Source organism: Aeromonas sp. CU5 (genome assembly GCF_002586745.1).
Lineage (GTDB): Bacteria > Pseudomonadota > Gammaproteobacteria > Enterobacterales > Aeromonadaceae > Aeromonas > Aeromonas sobria.
In genome coordinates this window covers 3,588,551-3,613,047 of sequence record NZ_CP023817.1, presented here as the reverse complement: position 1 = coordinate 3,613,047, position 24,497 = coordinate 3,588,551, and the positions used below count along the sequence as shown (strand labels likewise).

The 24,497-nt window shown below is 57.0% G+C and carries 22 protein-coding genes and 1 pseudogene; 12 read left to right on the top strand and 11 right to left on the bottom strand.

Annotation, left to right across the window (positions count from 1 at the left end):
* Positions 1 to 2: 2 nt before the first annotated feature.
* From add to glnA, 5 genes are all read right to left on the bottom strand, one after another.
* Positions 3 to 1,004 carry an adenosine deaminase gene (add, locus tag CK911_RS16205; protein ID WP_098971224.1) on the bottom strand — a complete coding sequence of 334 codons (1,002 nt, stop codon included), beginning with the start codon at positions 1,002 to 1,004 and terminating at the stop codon, positions 3 to 5.
* Positions 1,005 to 1,145: 141 nt separating this feature from the next.
* Positions 1,146 to 2,564 carry a nitrogen regulation protein NR(I) gene (gene glnG, locus CK911_RS16200; RefSeq protein ID WP_098971221.1) on the bottom strand — a complete coding sequence of 473 codons (1,419 nt, stop codon included), beginning with the start codon at positions 2,562 to 2,564 and terminating at the stop codon, positions 1,146 to 1,148.
* 9 nt (positions 2,565 to 2,573) lie between these two features.
* Positions 2,574 to 3,629, bottom strand: coding sequence for a nitrogen regulation protein NR(II) (gene glnL / locus CK911_RS16195; RefSeq protein ID WP_098971219.1), 1,056 nt, complete (start codon positions 3,627 to 3,629; stop codon positions 2,574 to 2,576).
* A 58-nt stretch (positions 3,630 to 3,687) separates the two neighbouring features.
* Complete coding sequence (locus tag CK911_RS16190; protein ID WP_098971216.1) at positions 3,688 to 4,290, bottom strand: DUF4124 domain-containing protein; 603 nt, start codon at positions 4,288 to 4,290, stop codon at positions 3,688 to 3,690.
* Between the two features lie 115 nt (positions 4,291 to 4,405).
* On the bottom strand, positions 4,406 to 5,815 hold the full coding sequence (glnA, locus tag CK911_RS16185) for a glutamate--ammonia ligase (protein WP_042018012.1): 1,410 nt from the start codon (positions 5,813 to 5,815) through the stop codon (positions 4,406 to 4,408).
* 351 nt (positions 5,816 to 6,166) lie between these two features.
* Here glnA and typA point away from each other — a divergent pair, with 351 nt between their 5' ends.
* Positions 6,167 to 7,978, top strand: a complete 1,812-nt coding sequence (typA, locus tag CK911_RS16180) for a translational GTPase TypA (protein WP_068978264.1) — start codon at positions 6,167 to 6,169, stop codon at positions 7,976 to 7,978.
* Between the two features lie 219 nt (positions 7,979 to 8,197).
* On the opposite strand, the gene CK911_RS16175 is transcribed toward typA, so the two are convergent.
* The 5 genes from CK911_RS16175 to def form a co-directional block, all read right to left on the bottom strand.
* Positions 8,198 to 9,640: a TrkH family potassium uptake protein gene (locus CK911_RS16175; RefSeq protein WP_068978265.1), complete on the bottom strand. Its 1,443-nt coding sequence runs from the start codon at positions 9,638 to 9,640 to the stop codon at positions 8,198 to 8,200.
* A gap of 90 nt (positions 9,641 to 9,730) precedes the next feature.
* Positions 9,731 to 11,107, bottom strand: coding sequence for a Trk system potassium transporter TrkA (gene trkA, locus CK911_RS16170; protein ID WP_042018008.1), 1,377 nt, complete (start codon positions 11,105 to 11,107; stop codon positions 9,731 to 9,733).
* Positions 11,108 to 11,194: 87 nt separating this feature from the next.
* The gene (rsmB, locus tag CK911_RS16165) at positions 11,195 to 12,487 is read right to left on the bottom strand and encodes a 16S rRNA (cytosine(967)-C(5))-methyltransferase RsmB (protein ID WP_098971213.1); all 1,293 of its coding nucleotides are present in this window, start codon (positions 12,485 to 12,487) and stop codon (positions 11,195 to 11,197) included.
* Between the two features lie 50 nt (positions 12,488 to 12,537).
* Positions 12,538 to 13,482, bottom strand: coding sequence for a methionyl-tRNA formyltransferase (fmt, locus tag CK911_RS16160; RefSeq protein WP_098971211.1), 945 nt, complete (start codon positions 13,480 to 13,482; stop codon positions 12,538 to 12,540).
* A gap of 12 nt (positions 13,483 to 13,494) precedes the next feature.
* Positions 13,495 to 14,007, bottom strand: a complete 513-nt coding sequence (gene def / locus CK911_RS16155) for a peptide deformylase (RefSeq protein WP_068978268.1) — start codon at positions 14,005 to 14,007, stop codon at positions 13,495 to 13,497.
* Between the two features lie 109 nt (positions 14,008 to 14,116).
* On the opposite strand from def, the pseudogene CK911_RS16150 reads away from it, so the two are divergent.
* The 9 genes and pseudogenes from CK911_RS16150 (at position 14,117) to CK911_RS16110 (ending at position 20,872) form a co-directional block, all read left to right on the top strand.
* Positions 14,117 to 15,207: pseudogene (locus tag CK911_RS16150) on the top strand (LysM peptidoglycan-binding domain-containing protein).
* A gap of 1 nt (position 15,208) precedes the next feature.
* A complete protein-coding gene (gene dprA, locus CK911_RS16145; RefSeq protein WP_098971209.1) occupies positions 15,209 to 16,324 on the top strand; it encodes a DNA-processing protein DprA in 1,116 nt (371 codons plus the stop codon).
* Entirely contained in the window at positions 16,317 to 16,790 is a 474-nt protein-coding gene (locus tag CK911_RS16140) for a DUF494 family protein (RefSeq protein ID WP_042018000.1), read from the top strand. The genes dprA and CK911_RS16140 overlap by 8 nt, the downstream gene beginning before the upstream one ends.
* A 55-nt stretch (positions 16,791 to 16,845) precedes the next feature.
* Complete coding sequence (locus CK911_RS16135; protein ID WP_042017999.1) at positions 16,846 to 17,403, top strand: topoisomerase DNA-binding C4 zinc finger domain-containing protein; 558 nt, start codon at positions 16,846 to 16,848, stop codon at positions 17,401 to 17,403.
* Between the two features lie 73 nt (positions 17,404 to 17,476).
* Positions 17,477 to 17,983 carry a 5-(carboxyamino)imidazole ribonucleotide mutase gene (gene purE, locus CK911_RS16130; RefSeq protein ID WP_098971207.1) on the top strand — a complete coding sequence of 169 codons (507 nt, stop codon included), beginning with the start codon at positions 17,477 to 17,479 and terminating at the stop codon, positions 17,981 to 17,983.
* Positions 17,984 to 18,123: 140 nt separating this feature from the next.
* Complete coding sequence (locus tag CK911_RS16125) at positions 18,124 to 18,684, top strand: Sua5/YciO/YrdC/YwlC family protein (protein ID WP_098971205.1); 561 nt, start codon at positions 18,124 to 18,126, stop codon at positions 18,682 to 18,684.
* 97 nt (positions 18,685 to 18,781) lie between these two features.
* Entirely contained in the window at positions 18,782 to 19,690 is a 909-nt protein-coding gene (hemF, locus tag CK911_RS16120) for an oxygen-dependent coproporphyrinogen oxidase (RefSeq protein WP_098971202.1), read from the top strand.
* 103 nt (positions 19,691 to 19,793) lie between these two features.
* A complete protein-coding gene (gene aroE / locus CK911_RS16115; RefSeq protein ID WP_098971200.1) occupies positions 19,794 to 20,615 on the top strand; it encodes a shikimate dehydrogenase in 822 nt (273 codons plus the stop codon).
* Positions 20,612 to 20,872 carry a DUF1488 domain-containing protein gene (locus tag CK911_RS16110; RefSeq protein WP_042017991.1) on the top strand — a complete coding sequence of 87 codons (261 nt, stop codon included), beginning with the start codon at positions 20,612 to 20,614 and terminating at the stop codon, positions 20,870 to 20,872. Before aroE ends, CK911_RS16110 begins: the two co-directional genes overlap by 4 nt.
* Before the next feature lie 775 nt (positions 20,873 to 21,647).
* Here the strand turns inward: CK911_RS16110 and yihA are convergent.
* Entirely contained in the window at positions 21,648 to 22,304 is a 657-nt protein-coding gene (gene yihA, locus CK911_RS16100) for a ribosome biogenesis GTP-binding protein YihA/YsxC (protein WP_042017989.1), read from the bottom strand.
* 142 nt (positions 22,305 to 22,446) lie between these two features.
* Here yihA and CK911_RS16095 point away from each other — a divergent pair, with 142 nt between their 5' ends.
* Both CK911_RS16095 and yihI read left to right on the top strand, forming a co-directional pair.
* The gene (locus CK911_RS16095) at positions 22,447 to 23,064 is read left to right on the top strand and encodes a cytochrome c (RefSeq protein ID WP_162511937.1); all 618 of its coding nucleotides are present in this window, start codon (positions 22,447 to 22,449) and stop codon (positions 23,062 to 23,064) included.
* A gap of 837 nt (positions 23,065 to 23,901) precedes the next feature.
* A complete protein-coding gene (yihI, locus tag CK911_RS16090) occupies positions 23,902 to 24,486 on the top strand; it encodes a Der GTPase-activating protein YihI (protein ID WP_098971193.1) in 585 nt (194 codons plus the stop codon).
* The last annotated feature ends 11 nt before the right edge of the window (positions 24,487 to 24,497 follow it).

Below are 24,497 nucleotides of genomic sequence, written 5' to 3'. Positions count from 1 at the left end.
GATCAGCGGCTGGCGGCGCGGGCGCTCAGCTCGGCTTTCTCGCTATCGCTCAGGAAGGCCAGGGTCAGGCCGTTCTGCTGGGCGGTGCGGATCTCGCTGGCGGTCATGCCAGCGGCCGGAGCGGCCACCTCATATTCGTGGGGCAGGTCGATGCCTTCCACTGCCGGATCGTCGGTGTTGAGGCAGGCCAGTACCCCGGCAGCCAGGAACTGGCGGATCGGGTGGTCGGTCAGGCTCGCTACCGTGGTGGTCTGGACGTTGGAGGTGAGGCAGGATTCGATGCCGATGCGGTGTTCGGCCAGATAGGCCATCAGGGCCGGATCCGCAATTGCCTTGACGCCGTGGCCGATCCGCTCGGCACCCAGCTCGCGAATGGCTTGCCACATGCTCTCGGGGCCAGCAGCTTCACCGGCGTGTACGGTGACATGCAGCCCTGCATCGCGCCCCTTGCGGAAGTGGTCGGTAAAGAGGGTGCCCGGGAAGCCCAGTTCGTCACCGGCCAGATCGATAGCCACCAGCTTGTCGCGAAGGGCCAGACAGGCGGCCAGCTCCTGATTGCATTGCTCGGTGCCGAAGGTGCGGCTCATGATGCCGATCAGGTTGGTCTTGATGCCGAAGTCACGGCTGCCAGCGGCCACGCCGTCGATGATGGCTTCCACCACGCCCTGCGGGTGCAGCTTGTGGACCATTGCCATGTAGGCTGGGCTGAAACGCAGCTCGGCATAGTCGATACCGGCCCGCAGCAGATCTTCCACGTTCTCGTAGGCGACCCGGCGGCAGGCGTCGTAGTCGGCCAGCACGGCAACGCCCCAGTCCAGCTTCTTCAGGAAGGCAACCAGGCTCGGCTCGTTCTCGACGATCTGCACGTGGGGGCGCAGCGCTTCCAGCTCGAAGGCGGGCAGCTGGATATTGTGTTGGCGACCCAGCTCGAGGATGGTTTGCGGGCGGATGTTGCCGTCCAGATGGCGGTGCAGGTCGGTCAGGGGGAGAGATCTGTCAATCATGGGGGCGCCCTCGTCGAGTCAGGTTTTAAAGCCTGCCATTCTAGGCGGGGCTTTCAAAAAAGATACCCCGTTTACGGCTAAACGGGGTTCTGGCGGGCGGTGATTTGTCAGGGCGTGATGGGAATCGTTTTTCCCCGGGACTCAGGAGAGATCGAGTTCCTTCAGCTTGCGGGTCAGGGTGTTGCGACCCCAACCGAGCAGGCGCGCCGCCTCCTGCTTGTGGCCATGGGTGTGCTCCAGCGCCGTCTCCAGCATGATCCGCTCGAACTGGGGCATGGCATCGGCCAGGATGTCGGTCTCCCCCAGCGCCAGCTTGGCGGCAATCCACTCCTGCAACTGCTGTTGCCAGCAGCCGGGCATCGCCGGTTGGCCCGGTTCGGCACTGTTGGTGATGGGGGTGAGCAGCTCGGCAGGCAGATCGCCGACCAGCACCTCCTGACCAGAGGCCATCACGGTGAGCCAGCGGCAGACGTTCTCCAGCTGGCGCACATTGCCCGGCCAGGGCAGGCGGCTGATATAGGCCTGGGTGTCCGGGTGCAGGCTCTTGGCCTCCACGTTCAGCTCTTTGGCCGCGCGCAGCAGAAAGTGATGGGCCAGCTGGGGAATATCCTCGCGGCGCTCCCTGAGGGCCGGAATGTGGATGCGGATGACGTTGAGGCGGTGGAACAGATCCTCGCGAAACTCGCCATCGGCGACCCGTTTCTCCAGATTCTGGTGGGTAGCGGCGATGATCCGCACATCCACCTGCACCGGCTGGTGACCGCCAACCCGGTAGAACTGGCCATCGGCCAATACCCGCAGCAGCCGGGTCTGCACATCCAGCGGCATGTCGCCGATCTCGTCGAGGAACAGGGTGCCGCCGTCGGCCTGCTCGAAGCGGCCGTGGCGGATGTTGTTGGCGCCGGTGAAGGCCCCCTTCTCGTGGCCGAACAGCTCCGATTCGATGAGATCTTTCGGAATAGCCGCCATGTTGAGGGCGATGAAGTTCTTGTGAGCGCGCGGGCTGTGCTTGTGCAGCGCATGGGCGACCAGCTCCTTGCCGGTACCGCTCTGGCCGTTGATCAGCACCGAGATGCTGGAGCGTGACAGGCGGCCGATGGCGCGGAATACCTCCTGCATCGCCGGTGCCTCGCCGATGATCTCCGGTGTGGCTGTGGTCTCCTGCTGGCGCACCTTGCGCTTGGTGCGCTGCTCTTTGAGGTGATTCTCGGCGCGGCGCACCAGGGTCACTGCTTCGTCGATGTCGAACGGTTTGGGCAGGTACTCGAAGGCGCCGCGCTGGTAGGCGTTGACCGCGCTATCCAGATCCGAGTGGGCGGTCATGATGATGATGGGCAGATCGGCCTGACGGCGGTGGATCTGCTCCAGCAGGCTGAGGCCATCGATGCCGGGCATCCGGATGTCGGAGAGGATCACATCGGGCGAGCGCAGCTCAAGGGCGTGCAGCAGCGCTTCGCCATCGGCAAAGCTCTCGCAGTTGAAGCCTTCGCTGCCGAGAGTGCGCTCCAGCACCCAGCGGATAGAGCTGTCGTCATCGACGATCCACACTTTGGCGGTCATGGGGTTCCCTTACTTGCGAAGCGGTAGAAAGATGGTGAATTCGGTGTGACCCGGCCAGCTGATGCAGTCAATCCGCCCCTTGTGCTGGTCGATCAGGTTCTGGGCGATGGAGAGACCGAGCCCGGTGCCCCCCTCCTTGCCGGTGATCATCGGGTAGAACAGGGTGTCGCGGATGGCATCGGGAATGCCGGGGCCGTTGTCGATGATCTTGATCTCCGCCGCCAACCGGTAACGCTGGCCGTGGATGGTGATCTGGAACGCGGTGCGGGTCTTGATGCGGATAAGCCCGGTCTGATCGCCCAGTGCTTCGGCGGCGTTGCGCACTATGTTGAGAAACGCCTGCTGCAGCTGATCCGGTTCCATCTCGAATTCCGGGATGCTGGGGTCGTAATCCCGCTCGATGCAAACCGAAGGTGGTAGCTCCAGCTCCACCAGTCGGCGTACCTGCTCCATCACCGAATGGACATTGTGCATCTGGTGGCGACCGGGACGCTGGGGGCCGAGCAGTCGATCGACCAGTACCCGCAGCCGGTCGGCCTGTTCGATGATGATGCCGGTGTATTCGCGCAGGGCCGGATCCGGCAGCTCTTTTTGCAGCAGTTGGGCTGCGCCGCGCAGGCCGCCGAGGGGATTCTTGATCTCGTGGGCCAGGCCGCGCACCAGCTCCTTGGCGGCTTGCTGCTGGGCATGTTGTTGCTGCTCCTGGCTGATCTTCTTCTGCTGATCGATCTTGCGCAGCTCCACCACCATCAGCCGCTGCTCATGGTCGGCGAGCGGGCTGACGCTGATCTCCACCAGTCTGGGTTCTCCCTCCACTACCAGGGTCACTTCGCTGTCGGTAAAGCCTTGCCCTGAAACGAGGCAATGCTTGAGCCGCTGCAAGTCGAGGGAGATATGCTCCAGCAGATGGGGCAGTTCGATGCCGATCAACCGGCGTTCACTGAGGGAAAGTAGCTGTTCCGCCGCCGGGTTGACGAATTGAATGCAGAGCCGCTCATCCATCAGGATCACGGCGGTAAATAAATTATCCAATAGGGTCTTGGCATTGTCCGAGCGGGTTGGCACAGGTTTCTCCCTAAAACGGTGCTATGCACCTGTAATGCACCGACATGGTGCATTGAGTTTACCCGCATCGGTGCGCTATATCACCCCTAGTCGGCCTTGGGGTGGGTGTGGGAGCCGGAGTCACGCTTGCTCTATGCAGGTAAAAGGTGACTGAGCTGGATTTAGCAAGGATCGTACCGTCTTTGGCGAGCAGCTCGAGCCGCGCCTCGTGGGCGCCACGATCGACGTTTTCTACCCGGATCGACAGGCTGTTGCTGACGATGGGGGCGGCTTTGCCATCCAGGGTCAGGCGCACATCGTACTGGGTGGGTGGTTTGGGGCTGATGGTGCCCTGAAAGACGATGTTGCCGGTGTTGTCGCGCAGCGTACTGCCCTGCTCAGGGGAGAGCAGTTCGATGGCCAGCTTGGCCGCTTCTTTTTCCTTCTTGGCATCGGCGCCGGTCAGGCTGTTGAAGTTGTCCACCTGTACCGAACGAGGCGAGCTACCGATGAGGGGGGCGACCCGCAGATCGACCTCTTTGGCACTCTTGCCCGGTGGTGGTGCATCTGTGTAGTGGGTGACGCCGTTGCCATCGACCCAGGAGTAAACCTTGGCTGCATTTGCAGCGAACGAGGTCAGCAACAGGAGGGCGAGAGTCCCTACGCCATGTTTGTTGTTCATCCATCTCTCCTTGACGGTATCTCGCTTAATCCTATCAGAGAAAAAACCCGCCAGATGGCGGGTTTGGTCACGATTAAGCAAGCTGGCCGGATTTAAACGGGCAGACTGTTCTGACTTAGACGGAGTAGTACAGTTCGAACTCCAGCGGGTGCGGGGTCATGCGCACACGGTCAACGTCATGCTGTTTCAGCTCCAGATAGGAGTTGATGAAGTCATCGCTGAACACGCCACCACGGGTCAGGAACTCGCGATCTGCATTCAGGGCTGACAGCGCTTCGTCCAGAGAGCCGGCAACGGTCGGCACTTCTGCGGCTTCTTCCGGCGGCAGGTCATACAAGTTCTTGTCCATGGCATCGCCCGGATGGATCTTGTTGATGATACCGTCCAGACCGGCCATCAGCTGGGCTGCGAAGGCCAGGTACGGGTTGGCGGCCGGATCCGGGAAGCGCACTTCGATACGACGGGCTTTCGGGCTCGGTACCACCGGGATACGGATGGAGGCAGAGCGGTTGCGAGCGGAGTAGGCCAGCATGACCGGTGCTTCATAACCCGGCACCAGACGCTTGTAGGAGTTGGTGGTCGGGTTGGCGAAGGCGTTGATAGCCTTGGCGTGCTTGATGATGCCGCCGATGTAGTGCAGAGCCATCTCGGACAGGCCGCCGTACAGGTCGCCCGCGAACAGGTTGACGCCGTTCTTGGCCAGTGACTGGTGGCAGTGCATGCCGGAGCCGTTGTCACCGAACATGGGTTTCGGCATGAAGGTGACGGTCTTGTTGTAGGCGTGGGCCACGTTGTGGATCACGTACTTCAGTACCTGTACTTCGTCAGCCTTCAGGGTCAGGGTGTTGAAGCGGGTAGCGATCTCGTTCTGACCAGCAGTGGCCACTTCGTGGTGGTGAGCTTCAACGACCTGGCCCATCTCTTCCAGCACCAGACACATGGCGGCGCGGATATCCTGGGAGGAGTCGACCGGCGCAACCGGGAAGTAGCCGCCTTTTACGAACGGACGGTGGCCCTTGTTGCCGTGCTCATACTCGGTGCCGGAGTTCCATGCAGCCTCTTCAGATTCGATTTTCACGAAGCTGTGGCCCATGGTGTTGGAGAAGGTGATGTTGTCGAACATGAAGAATTCCGGCTCCGGCCCGAACAGCACGGTGTCAGCGATGCCGCTGGACTTCAGGAAATCTTCGGCACGCTTGGCGATGGAGCGCGGGTCGCGGTCGTAGCCCTGCATGGTGGCAGGCTCGAGCACGTCACAAACGATGTTCAGGGTGGTCTCTTCAGTGAAGGGATCCAGCTTGGCGGAGGCTGCGTCCGGCATCAGTACCATGTCTGATTCGTTGATACCTTTCCAGCCGCCGATGGAGGAACCATCGAACATCTTGCCATCTTCAAAGAAATCTTCGTTGACCTGATGAGAAGGGATGGATACGTGCTGCTCTTTACCCTTGGTGTCGGTAAAGCGCAGATCAACAAACTTGACTTCGTGTTCCTGGATCAGGGCCAAAACGTTCTGGGCTGACATGCTAAGTAACCTCCGGTGTTAAAAATCTTTGGGTGAATGCGTCATCGTATTCACATAAGCCAGTATCGTGCCAAGTTTGTGGCAGCTTGATTTCAGCGTCATCCCGCAGGAGATGTGCCCCAAAATCAGGCGGTCATGACTGGTCACGCATCAAATTAGTGCAACGATGGATCGTTTTGGTGCTCTAAAGTGGTGCATATCATACGGTCACTTCCCATCTAAGCAGGGTTTGTCGGGGCGGTCTATGATCCAGATCTGTAGTTGTGCGTGAATGGGCTGCAATTCTGCTAGGCAGATCACAAAGGCGAGAGTACAATTAGCGCCCAATTTTACCCGGTGATTGAGGCGAGAATGTTAGAGAATTTACGCAATATTGCGATTATTGCGCACGTAGACCACGGCAAAACTACCCTGGTTGATAAGCTGCTGCAGCAGTCTGGAACCCTGGACCGTACCACTGATGGTCAAGAGCGTCTGATGGATTCCAACGACCTGGAAAAGGAACGTGGTATTACCATTCTCGCCAAGAACACCGCGATCCGCTGGAATGACTACCGCATCAACATCGTTGATACCCCCGGTCACGCCGACTTCGGTGGTGAGGTTGAGCGTGTTCTGTCCATGGTTGACTCCGTGCTGCTGCTGGTTGATGCCGTTGACGGCCCGATGCCACAGACCCGTTTCGTGACCCAGAAAGCCTTTGCCAAGGGTCTGAAGCCGATCGTGGTTATCAACAAGGTTGACCGTCCGGGCGCTCGTCCTGATTGGGTTATGGATCAGGTATTTGACCTGTTTGACAACCTGGGAGCCACTGATGAACAGCTGGACTTTAAAGTTGTTTACGCCTCTGCGCTGAACGGCTGGGCCTCCATGGATCAGGACGTTGAGTCTGACAGCATGGAGCCGCTGTTCCAGGCTATCGTTGATAACGTAAAAGCACCGAATGCCGATCCTGAAGGCGGCTTCCAGATGCAGATCTCCCAGATCGATTACAACTCCTACGTGGGTGTTATCGGTATCGGCCGTATCAGCCGTGGTCGCGTCAAGAGCAACCAGCAGGTTACTGTTGTTGGTGCTGATGGCAAGACTCGTACTGGTAAGGTCGGTCAGGTACTGGGTTACCTGGGCCTGGCTCGTACTGAAGTTGCAAGCGCGCAAGCGGGCGACATCATCGCTATCACCGGTCTGGGTGAGCTGAAAATTTCCGACACCATCTGTGATAACAACGCAGTTGAAGCCTTGCCTGCTCTGTCTGTTGATGAGCCGACTGTGAACATGACCTTCCAGGTCAACACCTCACCGTTTGCCGGTAAAGAAGGTAAGTTCGTTACTTCCCGTAACATCCGTGAGCGTCTTGACCAGGAACTGGTTCATAACGTGGCGTTGCGTGTGGAAGACACTGATGACCAGGACAAGTTCCGTGTATCCGGTCGTGGTGAACTGCACCTCTCCATCCTGATCGAAAACATGCGTCGCGAAGGCTACGAGCTGGCGGTATCCCGTCCAGAAGTTATCCTGCGCACCATCGATGGCGTGCTTCACGAACCGTATGAGACAGTCACTGTCGATGTGGAAGAAGCGAACCAGGGTTCCGTGATGGAGCAACTCGGCCTGCGTAAGGGTGAGATGACCAACATGACTCCGGATGGCAAGGGCCGTGTGCGTCTTGACTTCATGATCCCGAGCCGTGGTTTGATTGGTTTCCAGACCGAGTTCCTGACCATGACCTCCGGTACCGGTCTGCTGTATCACAGCTTCGACCATTACGGTCCGCACAAGGGTGGCAGCATCGGCGAGCGTCAGAATGGCGTGCTGATCTCCAACGCAACCGGTAAGGCTCTGACTTTCGCCTTGTTCGGTCTGCAAGACCGCGGTCGTCTGTTTATCGGTCACGCTACCGAAGTATACGAAGGCCAGGTGATCGGTATTCACTCCCGTTCCAACGACCTGACAGTTAACTGCCTGAAGGGCAAGCAGCTGACCAACATGCGTGCCTCCGGTACCGATGAAGCTCAAGTGCTGACTCCGCCGATCCGCATGACCCTGGAACAGGCTCTCGAGTTCATCGACAACGATGAACTGGTAGAAGTTACTCCTAAGGCAGTCCGCATTCGTAAGAAGCTGCTGACTGAGATGGATCGTAAGCGCGCAGGTCGTGCTTAATCCAACGGCTTGAGCTGTTGATGGTCGTCACCGACTGCTAATGGTTTATTGCAAAACGCCCCCAAGCCCCTGGCTTGGGGGCGTTTTTTCATGTCTGGCTATCAGGCGATGGCGCTCAAGCCAGCTGGCTGTCAGCCGGTGGGTCGATGGTTCTGTGCCCGATATGAAAAAGCCGCAGCGGGTGAACGCTGCGGCTTTTTGCTGGTACGCAGAGAGGCGTTACTGACGCCAGAAGGAGGGGAAGAACAGCACTGCGACCGTCAGGATCTCCAGTCGGCCCAGCAGCATGCCGAACGACAGCAGCCATTTGGCCGAGTCGGGCAGGCTGGCGAAGTTGGTGCTGGGGCCGACTACAGGGCCCATACCCGGCCCTACGTTGGCGACGGCGGTGATAGAGCTGGAGATGGAGGTCAGGGGGTCGAGTCCGATGGCCGCCAGCAGCGCCGCAATCACCAGAATGATGGCGAAGTAGGCCAGCACGAAGGAGATCATCGAGCGGATGATGGCGTCATTGACCGTCCGGCCGTTGTATTTTTGCGGGAACACCGCAGAGGGGTGCATCAGCTGGCGCATCTGTTTTCTGAACAGGGCAAACGCCACCTGTACCCGGAAGATCTTCAGACCGCCCGCGGTGGAGCCGGAGCAGGCGCCCAGTGCCAACAGCACGATGAAGACGATGCTGGCCAGTGGCCCCCAGGTGCCGAAGTCACCGAGACCGAAGCCGGTGGTGGTGAGTACCGAGACGATGTTGAAACAGCTGATGCGCAAGGCATCCATAAAACTGAACAGGTCCCGCTGCCACAAATAGAAGGTCATGATGGCCGTCACCCAGACTACCAGCCAGAAAAAGCCGCGTACCTGGGCATCCTGGAACAGGCTGTAATCCTTGTGGTTGAGGCTCTGCACGTAGAGCAGGAAGGGCAGGCCGCCGAGGAACATGAACAGGGTGCCAATCCAGTGCGCCGAGTTGGAGAAGTGGGACATGGATTGATCGGAGGTAGAGTATCCACCGGTACTCAAGGTGGTCATGGCGTGGTTGATGGCCTCGAACATGTTCATGCCGCTGGCCCAGTAAGCCATGAAGCAGAGCATGGAGAGCACCAGATACACCACGACTATGTTGTTGGCCACCGTCTTGGCTCGTGGCGCGCTCTTGTCAGACCAATCCGAGCTCTCGGTCTGGAACAGCTTCATACCACCCACGTTGAGGTAAGGCAGGATGGCGACCGCCATTACGATAAAGCCAACGCCTCCCAGCCACTGCAGGATAGATCGCCATAACAGGATGCTGTGGGCCATATTGTCGAGCCCGGAGAGCACCGTAGACCCGGTGGTGGTCACCCCTGACATGGTCTCGAAATAGGCATCCGCAAAGCCGATGTGATTGATGAAGACAAAAGGCAGGGCGCCAAAGATACAGGCCACTACCCAGACGGAGGTGGTGAGCAGGAACATCTCCCGCACCCCCAGATGAAATTCTGCCTTGCGGCCATAGTGCAGGCAGAGCAGCGCGGCACCATGAGTGATCAGCACCGATTTGAGAAATTCGATGAATCCTTCAGAGCCGGTGAGCAGCGCCAGCAAGGTGGGCAGCCACATGAAGAGCGCCAGCTTGGAGAGCACCAACCCGAGGGTGAAGATAATGGGACGCAGCTTGATCATGTTCGATAACCTGGTCGTTGATTAAAAAAGACCCGGACAATTCCCTTCAGGGAGCCGGGTCTGGTTTGACAGCCTGTGCGCATCAATACGTTACAGGAAGAAAGGACTTGGCTGAAACAGCCGTTCCACTTCAGGGATGTACTTCTTGTCCACCAGGAACATGACTACGTGGTCATCCTGCTGGATTTTGGTGCGATCGTGGGCGATCAGCACCTCATCTCCCCGAACGATAGCACCAATGGTGGTGCCTGGTGGCAGCCTAAGTTCACCCACAGTCTTGCCGACCACCTTGGAGGTATTCTCGTCGCCATGGGCGATCGCCTCAATGGCCTCGGCAGCGCCGCGGCGCAAACTGTAGACGTTGGCGATGTCTGCCCGACGCACGTGAGTCAGCAGGGCCGAGATGGTGGCCTGCTGGGGTGAGATGGCGATATCGATCGGGCCACCTTGCACCAAATCCACGTAGGCACCGCGCTGGATCAGCACCATGGTCTTCTTGGCACCCATCTTCTTGGCGAGCAGTGCCGACATGATGTTGGCCTCGTCCTCGTTGGTCACCGCGATAAAGACGTCGATCTGATCGATATGCTCCTCGGCCAGCAGTTCCTGGTCTGACGCATCGCCACAGAAGACGATGGTGTTTTCCAGCAGCTCGGAAAGCTGCTCTGCCCGCTTCTGGTTGCGCTCGATCAGCTTGACGCTGTAACGCTTCTCCAGCTGGCGCGCCAGACCGGCCCCGATATTGCCACCGCCGACGATCATGATGCGGCGGTAGGGGCTCTCGAGGCGTTGTAACTCCGACATCACTGCGCGGATATGACCTGCCGCCGCCACAAAGAACACCTCGTCATCCGCTTCGATGATGGTGGTGCCTTGCGGACGGATCGGGCGCCCCTGACGGAAAATGGCCGCTACCCGGGTCTCGATGTTGGGCATATGTTCGCGCAGGGTGGAGAGGGCATTGCCCACCAGCGGACCGCCGTAGTAAGCCTTGACCGCCACTAAGCCCACTCTACCACCCGCAAAATCAACCACTTGCAGGGCACCCGGATATTCGATCAGGCGACGGACATAGTCGGTGACCAGTTGCTCGGGGGCGATCAGGTGATCGACCGGAACAGATTCAGGCAGGAACAGGCGGTCCCGCTCGCTGAGATAGGCAGGGGAGCGGATCCGCGCCACCTTGTTCGGAGTGTTGAACAGGGTGTAGGCCACCTGACAGGCAATCATATTGGTTTCGTCACTGTTGGTGACAGCTACCAGCATGTCAGCATCTTGCGCTCCCGCTTCTCGCAGTACCTTGGGGTGAGCACCGTGACCGTTGACCACCCGCAGGTCAAACTTGTCCTGCAGCTCGCGCAGGCGTTCACTGTCGGTATCGACGATGGTGATGTCGTTGTTCTCCCCGGCCAGGTTCTCGGCCAGGGTGCCGCCGACTTGGCCGGCTCCCAAAATGATAATTTTCATAGGGAACGTCTACTCACATTGGTGCAGTAAAAGGGGCAGCCAGCGGATGTCTGGCTGCTTTCCTGAACGAGGGGCGTCATCTCAGGTTCAGAGCTTGATCAGTTTGGCGTAGTAGAAGCCATCCATCTCGGCTTCACCCGGCAGGAACTGGCGCCCTGGGCACTCCGGGGTATCTTGCGGGTGCAGCGGTACCAATTTGGCACCTTTGGTCGCCGCAAGGAAGGTGCGGATCTGCTCGCGGTTCTCTTCCGGCAGTACCGAGCAGGTGGCATAAAGCAAGGTGCCGCCGCTTTTCAGCTTGCCCCAGAGGGCATTGAGAATGCGGCGCTGCAGTTCGGCCAGCTCACGAATGTCCTGATCCCGGCGCAGCCACTTGATGTCGGGATGACGACGGATCACGCCAGTGGCGGAGCAGGGGGCATCCAGCAAAATGCGATCGAACTGGCCTTCTGGCCACCACTGATCCGGGGTGCTGGCATCGCCATGGATCACCTGAGCAGTGAGGCCGATGCGAACCAGGTTCTCTTGCACCCGTTTGAGGCGGTTTTCGTCAGCATCGACGGCAACCACGCCGGCAAGCTTGGGCTGACGCTCCAGCAGGTGAGCGGTTTTACCACCGGGGGCGGCGCAGGCGTCGAGTACCCACTCACCCGGTTGTGGGTCGAGCAGCTGTGCGGCCTGCTGTGCGGCACCATCTTGTACCGAGCAGTCACCTGCCTCGAAGCCGGGCAGCTTGGTCACATCGCAAGGACGCTCCAGCAGGATGCAATCCTCGCCCTCTTCACCGGCTACCGCATTGATGCCCACTTCGGCCATGCGGGCCAGCATCTGCTCGCGGCTCTGGCGCTGGCTGTTGTTGCGGATCCACATTGGCGGACGCTGGTTGTTGGCCTCCATGATCAATTCCCACTGATCAGGGTAAGCCTGGCGCAGCCGTTTGGTCAGCCACTCTGGATGACCAAGGCGAATGTTGGGTACCCGGTCGATGCGCAGCAGGATGACTTCAGCGCTGCGCTGGAAGTTGCGCAGCACGCCGTTGATCAGGCCACGCAGGGAGGTACCCTTAAGCAGTTTGACGGCATTGACCGTCTCGGCCACCGCGGCGTGGGCCGGAATGCGGGTATAGATGAGCTGATAGAGGCCGACCAGAATGAGGTAATGAAAGATGCGGCTCTTGTTCTTGAGCGGCTTGTCCATCATCTCGCTCACCGCCGCATCGAGGCGGGGTAGCCAGCGCAGGGTGCCATAGCAAAGTTCTTGCAGGAGGGCGCGGTCGCGAGGCGCAACCTTCTCCTGGGCAGCAGGCAGAACAGCGGAGAGAGATTGACCCTGATCCAGCACCTGTTGAATAACGAGAGCAGCCTGTGCGCGTGTTTTCATAATGTTACCTTAGATGCGCAAGTCGGGGCCTGGGCCCCGCTTGTGTCAATTCAGTTCAATTGCGTGCCGGGTTCAAACCAGTCGCGGCGAGAGTTCAGCAGATCTGCAACCGACATGGCTTTTTTACCGGGTGGCTGCAGGGTCAGCAGGCGCAAGATGCCTTGGCCGGTGGCGATGTCGATCCCCTGTTTGTCAGCGTTGAGCAGGGTGCCGGGTTGCTGACCGTGCTCGCTGGCGATGACCTCTGCTTGCCATACCTTGATGGTTTGGTCAGCCACCTCAAACCAGCTGATAGGCCAGGGGTTGAAGGCACGGATACAACGCTCAATCGTCACTGCGTCCATTGACCAGTCGATGCGAGCCTCCTCTTTGGAGAGCTTCTCGGCGTAGTTGGCCAGCGCATCATCTTGCGCGTCGGCGGCGGTTTCACCGGCAGCCATGGCATTGATGGTATCGACCAGTGCCTGCGGGCCCAGTTCCGCCAGCTTGTCGTACAGGCTGGCCGAGGTGTCGTTTGCCGAGATGGGGCAGTTTACTTTACGGATCATGGCGCCGGTATCGAGCCCCACATCCATCTGCATAATAGTGACACCGGTTTCGTCATCGCCAGCCCAGATAGCGCGCTGGATCGGCGCAGCACCGCGCCAGCGTGGCAGCAGCGAGCCATGGACGTTGATGCAGCCCAGCGGGGGGGTATCAAGCACAGCCTTGGGCAGGATCAGGCCATAGGCCACCACCACCATCAGGTCGGCACCCAAGGCGGCCAACTCGGCTTGCGCCTCTTCTTTGCGCAGGGAGGCTGGTTGGTAAACCGGCAGATTGTGGGTCAGGGCCAGCTCTTTGACTGAGCTGGCGGTGAGCTTCTGACCGCGACCTGCAGGCTTGTCAGGCTGGGTATAAACGGCAACGACCTCGTGGTCGGAAGACAACAACGCCGCCAAGTGACGGGCGGCGAAGTCGGGAGTACCGGCAAAAATCAGTTTCAGTTTCTTCAATGCAACAGGTCCTCAGAGGGCTTTGCGATCTTCACGGGCCATTTTTTCCAGCTTCTGACGAATGCGCTGGCGCTTGAGTGGGGACAAGTAATCCACAAACAGCTTGCCGACCAGATGATCCATCTCATGCTGGATGCAGATAGCGAGCAGATCGTCCGCTGCCAGTTCGAATGACTTGCCGTGACGATCCAGTGCTCTGATGGTGAGCTGTTCGGCGCGAGGTACCAGGGCACGATGTTCCGGGACGGAGAGGCAACCCTCTTCAATGCCGGTGCTGCCGCTCTGCTCGAGGATCTCCGGATTGATCAATACCAGAGGATCTTCACGGTTTTCAGAGACATCGATCACTATGATGCGCTGATGAATGTTGACTTGAGTTGCGGCCAGGCCAATGCCTTCCTCCGCATACATTGTTTCGAACATATCATCTACAATGTGTTGTAACTCGGGAGTAAAGGTCTCGACAGGGGCTGCTACAGTGCGCAGACGTTCATCGGGAAAGCGCAATACATCTAGAATGGCCATAGTTTTTTCTTTCGTTTCGTATAAATGCAGTCAAATATTGGCGTAATTCTAGTCATTTACGCCGACAAAAAACAGCAACACTTTGCGTGCAGAAGTAACAGGGAGTGTTATGTATCTGAAGCAAACCATCTTCGCCTGTTTGTTGGTGACCGTGGGCCAGTCTGCCCTGGCCGACCAGTTGAAGCTGAAGCAGGGTTATCCCGACAGTTATGTGGTGCAAAAAGGCGACACCTTGTGGGATATCTCTGGCCAGTATCTGGCAGAGCCCTGGCTGTGGCCGCGCCTCTGGAACATTAATCCGCAGATTGCCAACCCGCACTGGATCTATCCCGGCGATGTGCTGCACCTGACCTGGGTCAACGGGGAGCCCCGTCTTGGCAAGGAGATGCAGGGGGGCAAGCAAGTTATTCACCTTAGCCCCAAAAACCGCTATGAGAACAAAGCCAACCCTATTCCAACCTTGCCCATCAGCGAGATCGGCCCTTTCTTGCAAACCGACCATATTCTGGCAGACAGCCAGCAGCAGAAGACTCTGCCTTATCTGCTGGGATCGGACCAGAAACACATAGGCATGCTGGAGGGGGATACCCTCTATGTGCAGGGTTCACTGACGCCGGGGCAGGTCTATGGCGTCTATCACCCCGGAGTGATCTACAAGGATCGTGAAACCGGTGAACTGCTGGGCCAGGAGGCAATCTTTGCTGGTGTGGTGCGGGCTGTAGCGCGTCTTGATGGCGACCGGACCAAAGTAACCTTGACCCACAACCAGCGCGAAGTGCTGCAGGGTGACAAGGTGATGCCATTACCCGCGCAGGAGAACATGCCTGCTGTATTTATGCCCCGAGCCGCGCCTGCTATTACCCCCGGTTACATTATCGGCTTGCCAAACAAGACCCGTGGGGGGGCAAGTTTGATGTAGTGCTGATCAATCGGGGTGCCCGTGATCAACTGGTCGCTGGGGATGTGCTGGATGTCAAACGCCCTGGGGCCGCTTTGGTAACCAAAAATGGCAATGTGCAGTACAAGGAGCTGTCGTCGGTCTTTAACCGGGTGTTTTACAGCAGTAATAACAAGGCACCACTACCTTCCGAAGCGATTGCCCGGGTCATGTTGTTTAAGGTCTATGACAAGCTGAGCTACGGTCTCATCATGCAGAGTAATGACATGGTGAGCTCGGGTTATCAGGTCACTCATTTCTGACGTGACTTATCCAGATGAGCGTCTGGCGCTCTGGCTGACCCTGGATGCCGTCGCCGGTATTGGCCCGGTGACTGCTGCCCGCTTGCTGGCGCGGGTTGGGGGTGACATTCATACCCTGTTCCAGAGTGATGAAGCGCAACTGCATGGCATAGGCTTGTCGTCAGAGCAGATTAAGCAACTGCGCTGGCCATCGCCGGTTGTTGAGCAGGGCCTGGCTTGGGCCGCGTTGCCCGGCCACTTCCTTATTCCGCAAGACCATCCGGTTTATCCATCCTTGTTGCGGGAAATCCCCGCCGCCCCTTTGCTGCTCTACTGTCGCGGCGATCTCACTGCACTGTCACTGCCTCAGTTGGCGATGGTCGGGACGCGCCATCCCACCTATGCCGGCAAAGACAATGCCTCTCGCCTCAGTGGTGAGCTGGTCGCCTGTGGGTTGGCTATTACCTCCGGGCTGGCACTGGGCATTGATGGTGTTTGCCATCAGCAAGCGCTGGCTTGTGGAGGCATCACCCTTGCAGTGTTGGGCTCGGGTCTCGACAGCCTCTATCCCAAGCGTCATCAGGGGCTGGCAGGACAGATTCTGGAGAATGGTGGTTTGCTTATCTCCGAGCTGGCGCCGGATAAGGGGCCGCTCGCTGAACATTTTCCTCGGCGCAACCGTATTATCAGTGGTCTGTCGTTGGGAACCCTGGTGGTGGAGGCGACCGAACAGAGCGGTTCATTGATCACCGCCCGTTATGCATTGGAGCAGGGGCGCGAGGTGTTTGCAGTGCCCGGCGCGCCGCAAAATGCCCAAGCCATAGGGTGCAACAGATTAATTCAGCAGGGGGCCAAACTTGTGCTGAGTGCGGCCGATATAGTGGAAGAGCTGCCTGAGTGGAGCGTTCGGCCGCAGTGGCCGGCTGCATCATCTGAGCAACAGCATAATAGCGAATTGCCTTATGCCGATTTGTTGGATAACGTAGATTATGAGACCACGAGCGTGGATACCGTTGCCGAGCGGGCCCAGCTTCCTGTTGAAGTGGTATTAGGCAGGTTGGTAGAGCTGGAGCTGGCCGGTGCAGTGATGGCGGTAGCCGGTGGATACGTCAGAGCGAGGAGGGCGAATCATGTTTGATGTATTGATGTACCTTTTCGAGACCTACATCCACAGCGATGCAGATGTGATGGTCGAGCAGGATGAGCTAAGCGATGAGTTGACTCGGGCCGGTTTCGATAAAGATGAAATCGACAAGGCACTGAATTGGCTGGAGCGACTGGCCAACTTGCACGATAGCGAGCGGGAGATCTATGTCACCGCCAGCGCGCAAGGCTCGATGCGTATCTATGCCCCGCAGGAGCTGGCTCGCCTCGGCACCGAGTGCCGTGGTTTCCTGCTTTTCCTGGAGCAGGCTCAAGTCTTGAATGCCGAAACCCGCGAGATCTGTATCGAGCGCCTGCTCGAACTGGATAAACCGGATATCGAGCTGGATGACCTGAAGTGGGTCGTTATGATGGTGCTGTTCAACGTACCGGGCAGTGAAAATGCCTACCAGCAGATGGAAGAGCTGGTGTTTGATGAGTCAGACGGCGTCATTCACTGACAGTCCGGTGCCGCGCTGGTAGAATTCAGGCCATCTGGATTTCAAGGCGCGGCCCATGTCAAAAATTGATCATCACCTCTTTTCAGCCCACGAACATGCCTTCGAGCGCGAGCCGTGCCCGCAGTGCGGGGCCGAACTGGTGATGCGCCAGGGCAAGCATGGCCTGTTTCTTGGCTGCTCCACGTACCCTTCCTGTGATTATATCCGCTCCCTGACACCATCCGGCCGCGACATCGAAAAGGTGCTCGAAGGCTCTGCTTGTCCCGATTGTGGACAGCCGCTGGCGATCAAGAAGGGGCGTTACGGTCTGTTTGTTGGCTGCACCCACTATCCGGCCTGTCAGCACATCGCATCCTTGCAGGAGAGTGACGATACCCAGATCCTCTGTCCCGCGTGTGGCAAGGATCATCTGGTGAGCCGAACCTCCCGCTACGGCAAGCAATTTTACTCCTGTGATGGCTATCCCCATTGTAAATATGTGGTGAACGACAAGCCGATCCCCATGCCGTGCCCAGCGTGTGGTTGGGGCATTATGGTCGAGAAAAAAGTGCGGGGAAATCTGCGCTGGGTCTGTCCGCAAAAGAAATGCGGCCACCAAAGTGAGCAGGTATAATCGCGCCGCCGCAAGCAGATAAAAACGTTTTCGGTGAACATCATCCCCCACTTGGAGTAAGGACATCTTCACCATGAGTAAACCCTTTGTTGCCGTCTTGATGGGCTCTGATTCTGACTTTCCGGTGATGCAAACCACTCTTGAGGTGCTCAAGTCGTTTGATATCACCGTAGAAGTTAAAGTGACCTCTGCGCACCGTACTCCGGCAGCAACCCATCAGTATGTGACCGATGCCGAGGCCCGTGGCTGCAAGGTCTTTATCTGTGCTGCCGGTTTGGCTGCTCATCTGGCTGGTGCCGTTGCTGGCATCACCACTCGCCCGGTGATCGGCGTGCCTATCGATGGCGGCCCGCTCAAGGGGCTGGATGCGTTGCTCTCTACCGTGCAGATGCCGGGCGGTGTACCAGTGGCGACGGTGGCAATCGGCAAGGCCGGTGCCAAAAACGCAGGTTACCTGGCCGCGCAGATGCTGGCGGTGGCTGATGATGAACTGGCGGTCAAGGTTCGTGCCGAACGGCAGAAGAATGCCGAAGAGGTAATGGCCAAAGATGCCGCCCTGCAGGCTCTACTACTCAAATAAGTCGGTCGGTCGCGATCTGAAGTGAAGATGACGTATTTTGCCTGCGCTCCAGCCAGCACGTCTATCCGCCATGATCGCTGCCACCTTGATTCAATTTGCAACCAAGTGATGAGGCGGCAGCCAGACTGCCGCATTTTTATATGCCAAACAAATTTGAACTCGCAGTTACCGCTCTCCAGCAGGATGGGGTGATTGCCTACGCAACCGAGGCCGTGTTTGGCCTGGGTTGTGATCCTGACTCCGAGGTTGCGGTGCAGCGGCTGCTGACCATCAAGCAACGCCCGGTGGAGAAGGGGCTGATCCTGATCGCGTCGGACCTGGAACAATTGCAGGATTATATCGATCTGAGCCTGCTCACCAGCGAACAGCTGGCACGGGTTGAGGCCAGCTGGCCCGGCCCTTTCACCTGGATCATGCCGGCCCGTGCGACGACACCGGCCTGGCTGACCGGACAGTTCGACACCCTGGCGGTGCGAGTCACTGCCCATCCTCAGGTACAGACGTTGTGCCGCGCCTTTGGCAAGCCGCTGGTCTCCACCAGTGCCAACCTGACCGGTGAGGAGCCTGCCCGTCGGGTGGCCGATATCGGTGAGCTGCTGGCAAGCAAGCTGGCCTATATCCTGCCCGGCGAAGTCGGAGGGAATGCCAATCCGTCCGAAATCAAGGATGCTCGCACTGGTTCCATTATTCGCCCCTCCTGAGGGGGATGCTGATTTACCGTCATGGTGATGAGACCATGGCGTGATACCACAACAAAAATGGACAGGACGTTCAAGATCCTGCCTGACTGGAGACAAGATGAGCAAACCGGATGTGGCCCAGGTCAAGGCCTTCCTGTTGCAGTTGCAGGATGAGATCTGCCGTGGTCTGGAGCAGGCTGACGGCGGTGGACACTTTGTGGAAGATAGTTGGAGCCGTGAGGGTGGTGGTGGCGGCCGTACTCGGGTGCTGCGTCACGGTGTTGTGATCGAACAAGGGGGCGTCAATTTCTCCCATGTCTATGGCGATGCCATGCCTGCCTCTGCTACGGCACATAGGCCCGAACTGGCCGGTCGCAAGTTCGAGGCGATGGGCGTGTCGCTGGTGATCCATCCGCACAACCCCTATGTGCCGACCAGCCACGCTAACGTCCGTTTCTTCATCGCCGAGAAAGAGGGTGAAGAGCCGATCTGGTGGTTTGGCGGTGGTTTCGATTTGACGCCTTTCTACCCGTTTGCCGAAGATGTACAGCACTGGCATCAGATCTCCCGTGATCTTTGCCTGCCTTTTGGTGATGAGATCTACCCCGAGTTCAAATCCTGGTGCGATCGCTACTTCTTCCTCAAGCATCGCAACGAGACACGGGGGGTGGGTGGTCTCTTCTTCGACGATCTGAATCGCTGGCCCTTTGCTGACTGCTTCGCCTTTATGCAGGCGGTAGGTCGGGGTTATCTCGATGCCTACCTGCCGATCATCGAGCGACGCAAGGCGCTGCCCTATGGCGAGCGGGAGCGGGAGTTCCAGCTCTATCGCCGCGGTCGTTATGTGGAGTTCAATCTGGTGTATGACCGGGGCACCCTGTTCGGGTTGCAGACCGGTGGACGTACCGAGTCGATCCTGATGTCGATGCCACCGCTGGCACGTTGGGAGTATGACTGGCAGCCGGAGGCTGGCAGCCCGGAAGCCTTGCTCTACAGCGACTACCTCACGCCCCGCGAGTGGCTGTGACCCAAGGGGCCATGATGGCCCCTTTTTGCTGGCTGATATTCGGCTTGTTCCCGAGTGCGAAAACCCGTTAAATCGGAATATTGCCCTCTGATGGAACTCTTTGATGGATCGTTATCTGGTTTTTGGCCACCCGGTGCGCCACAGCAAGTCCCCCTTCATTCATACCCTGTTTGCCAGACAAACCCAGCAAGAGCTGGAGTATGGGCTGGCCGAGCCCGCCGTCGACGAGTTTGCTGACACCCTGTACAGCTTCTTTGCCGAGGGAGGGAAGGGGTGCAATGTCACAGTGCCTTTCAAGGAGCAGGCATTCGCACTAGTCGATCAGTTGAGCCCGAGGGCCACGCGGGCGGGCGCAGTCAATACCATCAAGCTGACCGATGATGGCGTACTGCTGGGCGACAATACTGATGGCGCAGGACTGGTAGCGGATCTTAAAGCTCATGGAGTGACGTTGGCGGGCAGCCGGATCTTGCTGCTGGGGGCTGGTGGGGCGGCCCGCGGTGCGTTGGCTCCGCTGCTGGCCGAGAAGCCGAGTGAGCTGGTGATTGCCAACCGCACGCACGGAAAAGCTCAACAACTGGCTGCCGAATTTCACGATCTGGGTACGGTCTCTGCCGAGGCCTATGAGTTATTGACAGGACGGTTCGATCTCATCATCAACTCTACTTCGGCCAGTTTGCAGGGTGAGCTACCGCCGCTGGCCCCCGCCATTATCCATGCGGATATTGCCATCTACGACATGATGTACGGCGCAACGCAGACCCCTTTTATTAGCTGGGCCAAACAGCATGGTGCCCGGCTGGCCATGGATGGACTCGGCATGCTGGTGGAGCAGGCTGCTGAAGCCTTTACCGTGTGGCGTGGAATTCGTCCAGGGACTAAACAGGTATTGAGAGAGTTGAAACGTAATCTGGGGATCCTATGAACCAAAGTATTTTGTTTCCTGACCTGATGGAGTGGCAGGCTAGCGAACAGCGGGTGCGTTTTCCCGCCCAGCAGATGGGGGCGCTGATAGATTGTTACATCAGCCAGCGGCGACTGGAGAAAATGACGGGCCTGGTGCTGACCAGGGAAGATGACATCGTCAGAGCCTTCGAAAGTGTGCGCTTTGACATCGAGGATGCTGCAGAGAAACTCATTGAAGAACAAGAGTTTGCTGAGGATGGCGCCATCTATCTCTGATTATTCGAAGTTTTTTTGTCTTGTGGCGGAACTACTTTGAAATGGTGCTGACTAACTAGATAGTTGAGGTAGTGCTAGCTAGTCACCTTTATAACTCCCCGGTATTCGTACTGGGGATTTTTTTATCTGCATGAAAATAAAAGATTTTTTCTTAACCTATGAGTTGTGAAACTAAATTACAGAAATTACTTTCACTTTCTGCTGCTTTGTCGTACAGTTCTCTGCGTAGGGTACAGAGGTAAGATGTTCTATCTTTCAGACCTTTTATTTCACGTAATTGAATGTAGCTGAATAGCTGCCCCGGTGAGGTTCTCGTCGGGGTATTTTTTTATGGGTGGTGTTTAGAGTAAATGCTTTAAAATACTGGTGCGTTTGATAGAATAAGGCTGCTGCTTGAGGGATACCTGTCGTCTGGTACTCAAAATTCAGCTTCTTCTCAATTTTTGAACTTATTGTTTCAGGCTGGATGACATCACTGTCGTCCAGCCTCATTTTTATCCATCGCTTTAAATTGTGTAATTTAATTTCATATCTTCAGCTTTTTTGTTATTTAGCGTGGTGTTAAAAGAACAAAATTGAAAACGGTATCAGCATCAAGTTATGTTAATTCTCGATGCGAAGTTTAAGTATAACCATATGAAAAATATGAATTAATTTGTTTTTTATTGGGTTTTGGAATTGAGATGATGCCGCAATGACAATGAAAGCGGCAATCTGAAACCCTTTCAATCAGCGGAGGAGTACTCCGCCAATTGCAAGGATGGCGAGGAGTAGATTATTCCCCGGCAGGTTCGTGTTGATCGGCGTCTGCGAGTTGTTGATCATCACCGCTGAGATACCATTCGGTGAGAGTTTGTTCCAACTTGTCCAAACCAATATTGGTAGTAGACGAGAAGGCGGCCACCTGGATCTGTGAGCCCAGATTGGCAACGGCTTGGCGCACCTTGATCACCTGATTATTGCGCGGACCCGGACTCAGTTTGTCGGCCTTGGTCAGCAGCAGCATCACAGGTAGATCTCGGTGGGAGCTCCACTCCAGCATGTTCATGTCGGTATCTTTGAGCGGGTGGCGAATATCCATCAGGATCACCAGACCTTTCAAGGATTCACGGCACTGCAGATACTCTGCCAGTGACTTTTGCCACTTGAGCTTCATTTCTAGCGGAACTTGCGCATAACCGTAACCCGGCAGGTCGACCAGGCGCTTGCCCGGCTCCAGTTCAAACAGGTTGATTAGCTGGGTTCGACCGGGTGTTTTACTGGTACGAGCCAGGTTCTTGTGTTTAGTTAAGGTGTTCAATGCAGATGACTTACCGGCGTTGGAACGGCCGGCAAACGCGATCTCGACACCCCCATCATTTGGCAGGTGGCGGATGTCGGGTGCGCTGGTCACAAAATGCACCTTATTGAAATTCAGAGTTTGTGTATCCAACGTAAATTCCCCATGGAGATAGAGGGTTATAGAGTTACTTTTTTGTAAAATGGTGTAAAATAGCGTCGCTTAAACGCGTTTATTTTAACATGCCTTCAGCGGCATGGGATCTGGAAGCCTAATAACGAAAAGTTGGAACGCCATGAAGAACCTAGTCATTACTCTTGCTCTGATGGTTGGCGTAACGGGGATGGCACAAGCCAAGGGCGATGCCGCTGCGGGACAAACCAAGGCTGCCGTTTGTGCGGCGTGTCATGGACCGGACGGAAACAGCCTGATTGATATGTACCCCAAAATTGCTGGTCAGCATGCATCATATATCAAAAAGCAGTTAGTTGAACTGAAGGCTGCCGCTTCTGGTCAAATTGGCCGGGTTGCACCTGTGATGGGGCCCATGGCATTGCCCTTGTCGGAACAGGACATGGACGACCTGGCGGCGTACTTCTCCAGCTTGAAAGTCACCCCGATAGCCGTGCCTGATGACGTGGTCGAAGCCGGCAAGGCGCTCTACATGGGCGGTGATATGAGCCGTGGTTTGGCGGCCTGTACGGCTTGCCATGGCCCCCGAGGCTCGGGTGTCGAACAGGCCAAGTATCCAAGCCTGTCCGGCCAGCACCCTGCTTATATCAAAGCTCAGCTCACCGCATTTCGTGCAGCTGCGCGGGATAACGACCCCAATGGTATGATGCGGGACGTTGCCAAGAAGCTGACTGATCAGGATATCGAAGTCTTGTCTAAATATGTGGCGGGTCTGCACTGATACCGCCGATATGGTCGATTTGAGTTGAAACGGGGAGCTTTGGCTCCCCGTTTTTTATGGCTTGGCGATAATGCTCGCTTTAATCCCCCCGTTCTGTAAGAGATCTTCCATTATCGCGGCAGGCCAAGGCTCATTAAATTGCATACAATTTGAAATATTTATTATTTATCAATTGATTATGTGCAATTTGATATTTTTCGGCATATTGAGAATGTTTTGAGTGGATTGAGCCACCTTATAGAGTTGATACAGTAGGCTCAATGGATTCACCCACGGATTGGGTGGCGGTTTTCACAACGGGATGTTGTGAGCAGAGGATGGCAGGCGTGGCGGGATGCCATGGGCTCGCATGAGCTGGCAAGGGATTGAAGGATCAGGATGGTGACCATCTCCGGAGCGGGATGGGTTGCGGGATGCAGACTCCCCGGCACGATGGCAGGATGCGGTCGAGGCGGGTCAAACAGGCACACGCACATTCAGGAACGACTTAACATAAGGTCAGGATGACCACACCAAGATATGACGTGATGAGAAGTCTTAAGCAGAAAGGGTAAAGCGTACTGTTTTGCTCTTCGGGATCTACTCGCATAAACATATCAAGGCAGCTTCGGCTGCCTTTTTTCGTTGGGGTCATTAACCCGATTAGCCATTCTGTGTCAAAATACCAGCAACATGCCCAGAGGATACCGATCCTGCGGTGTTCAGTGGTCACTTTTGGCCGAGTTGGGGCGAGATCCTGTTCTTGTTCCAGCCTTACTGTTCCTCGCATCGTATCCCACCGGGTCAGATCATCCCGGGTTCGGGTTCAATCCAGTTATTTTTCGGAGTTAGCCATTCATGTCTGCTAAACAACCCACTCGCAAGCCTACCGGTAAGCGCCAAGAATCTGATGTCAGTGCTCAGGAAGGTCGTGAGCGTAAGCGGGCTGCCAAGCGCAAGGGCCTGAAGGCAGGTTCTCGTCAGCAAGCCGAGCAACAAAACAATAACTCGAATAAGCAGCCCAAAGATCCAAGGATCGGTTCACGCAAGCCGGTTGTATTGGTGCTGGATGAAAAGCAGAAAAAGCCGACGACGACCAAGCCGGTAAAAGAGAAGAAACTGGCGATGACGCCTGAGCAGGAGCTGGCCTCTATCGAAAATGATGATCGCTTGAATGATCTGCTGGATCGTCTTGATGCCGGTGAAACGCTGGAAGCTGCCGAGCAGGCCTGGGTTGATCAGCGTGTTGACCGTTATCAGGTGCTGATGGATGAGCTGGGGATCATCGATAACGATGAAGACGAAGATGACCTCCCGTTCGATGGTGATGATGATGGCGGGTTCGACGAGCCACAACAGCCTGCTTCCGAAGAGGAGCTGTGGGATCGTTTCACTCAGGTTGATTACAAGCCTGAGCCAAAACCTGAGCCGAAGAAAAAGTGATGAGTGAGTGG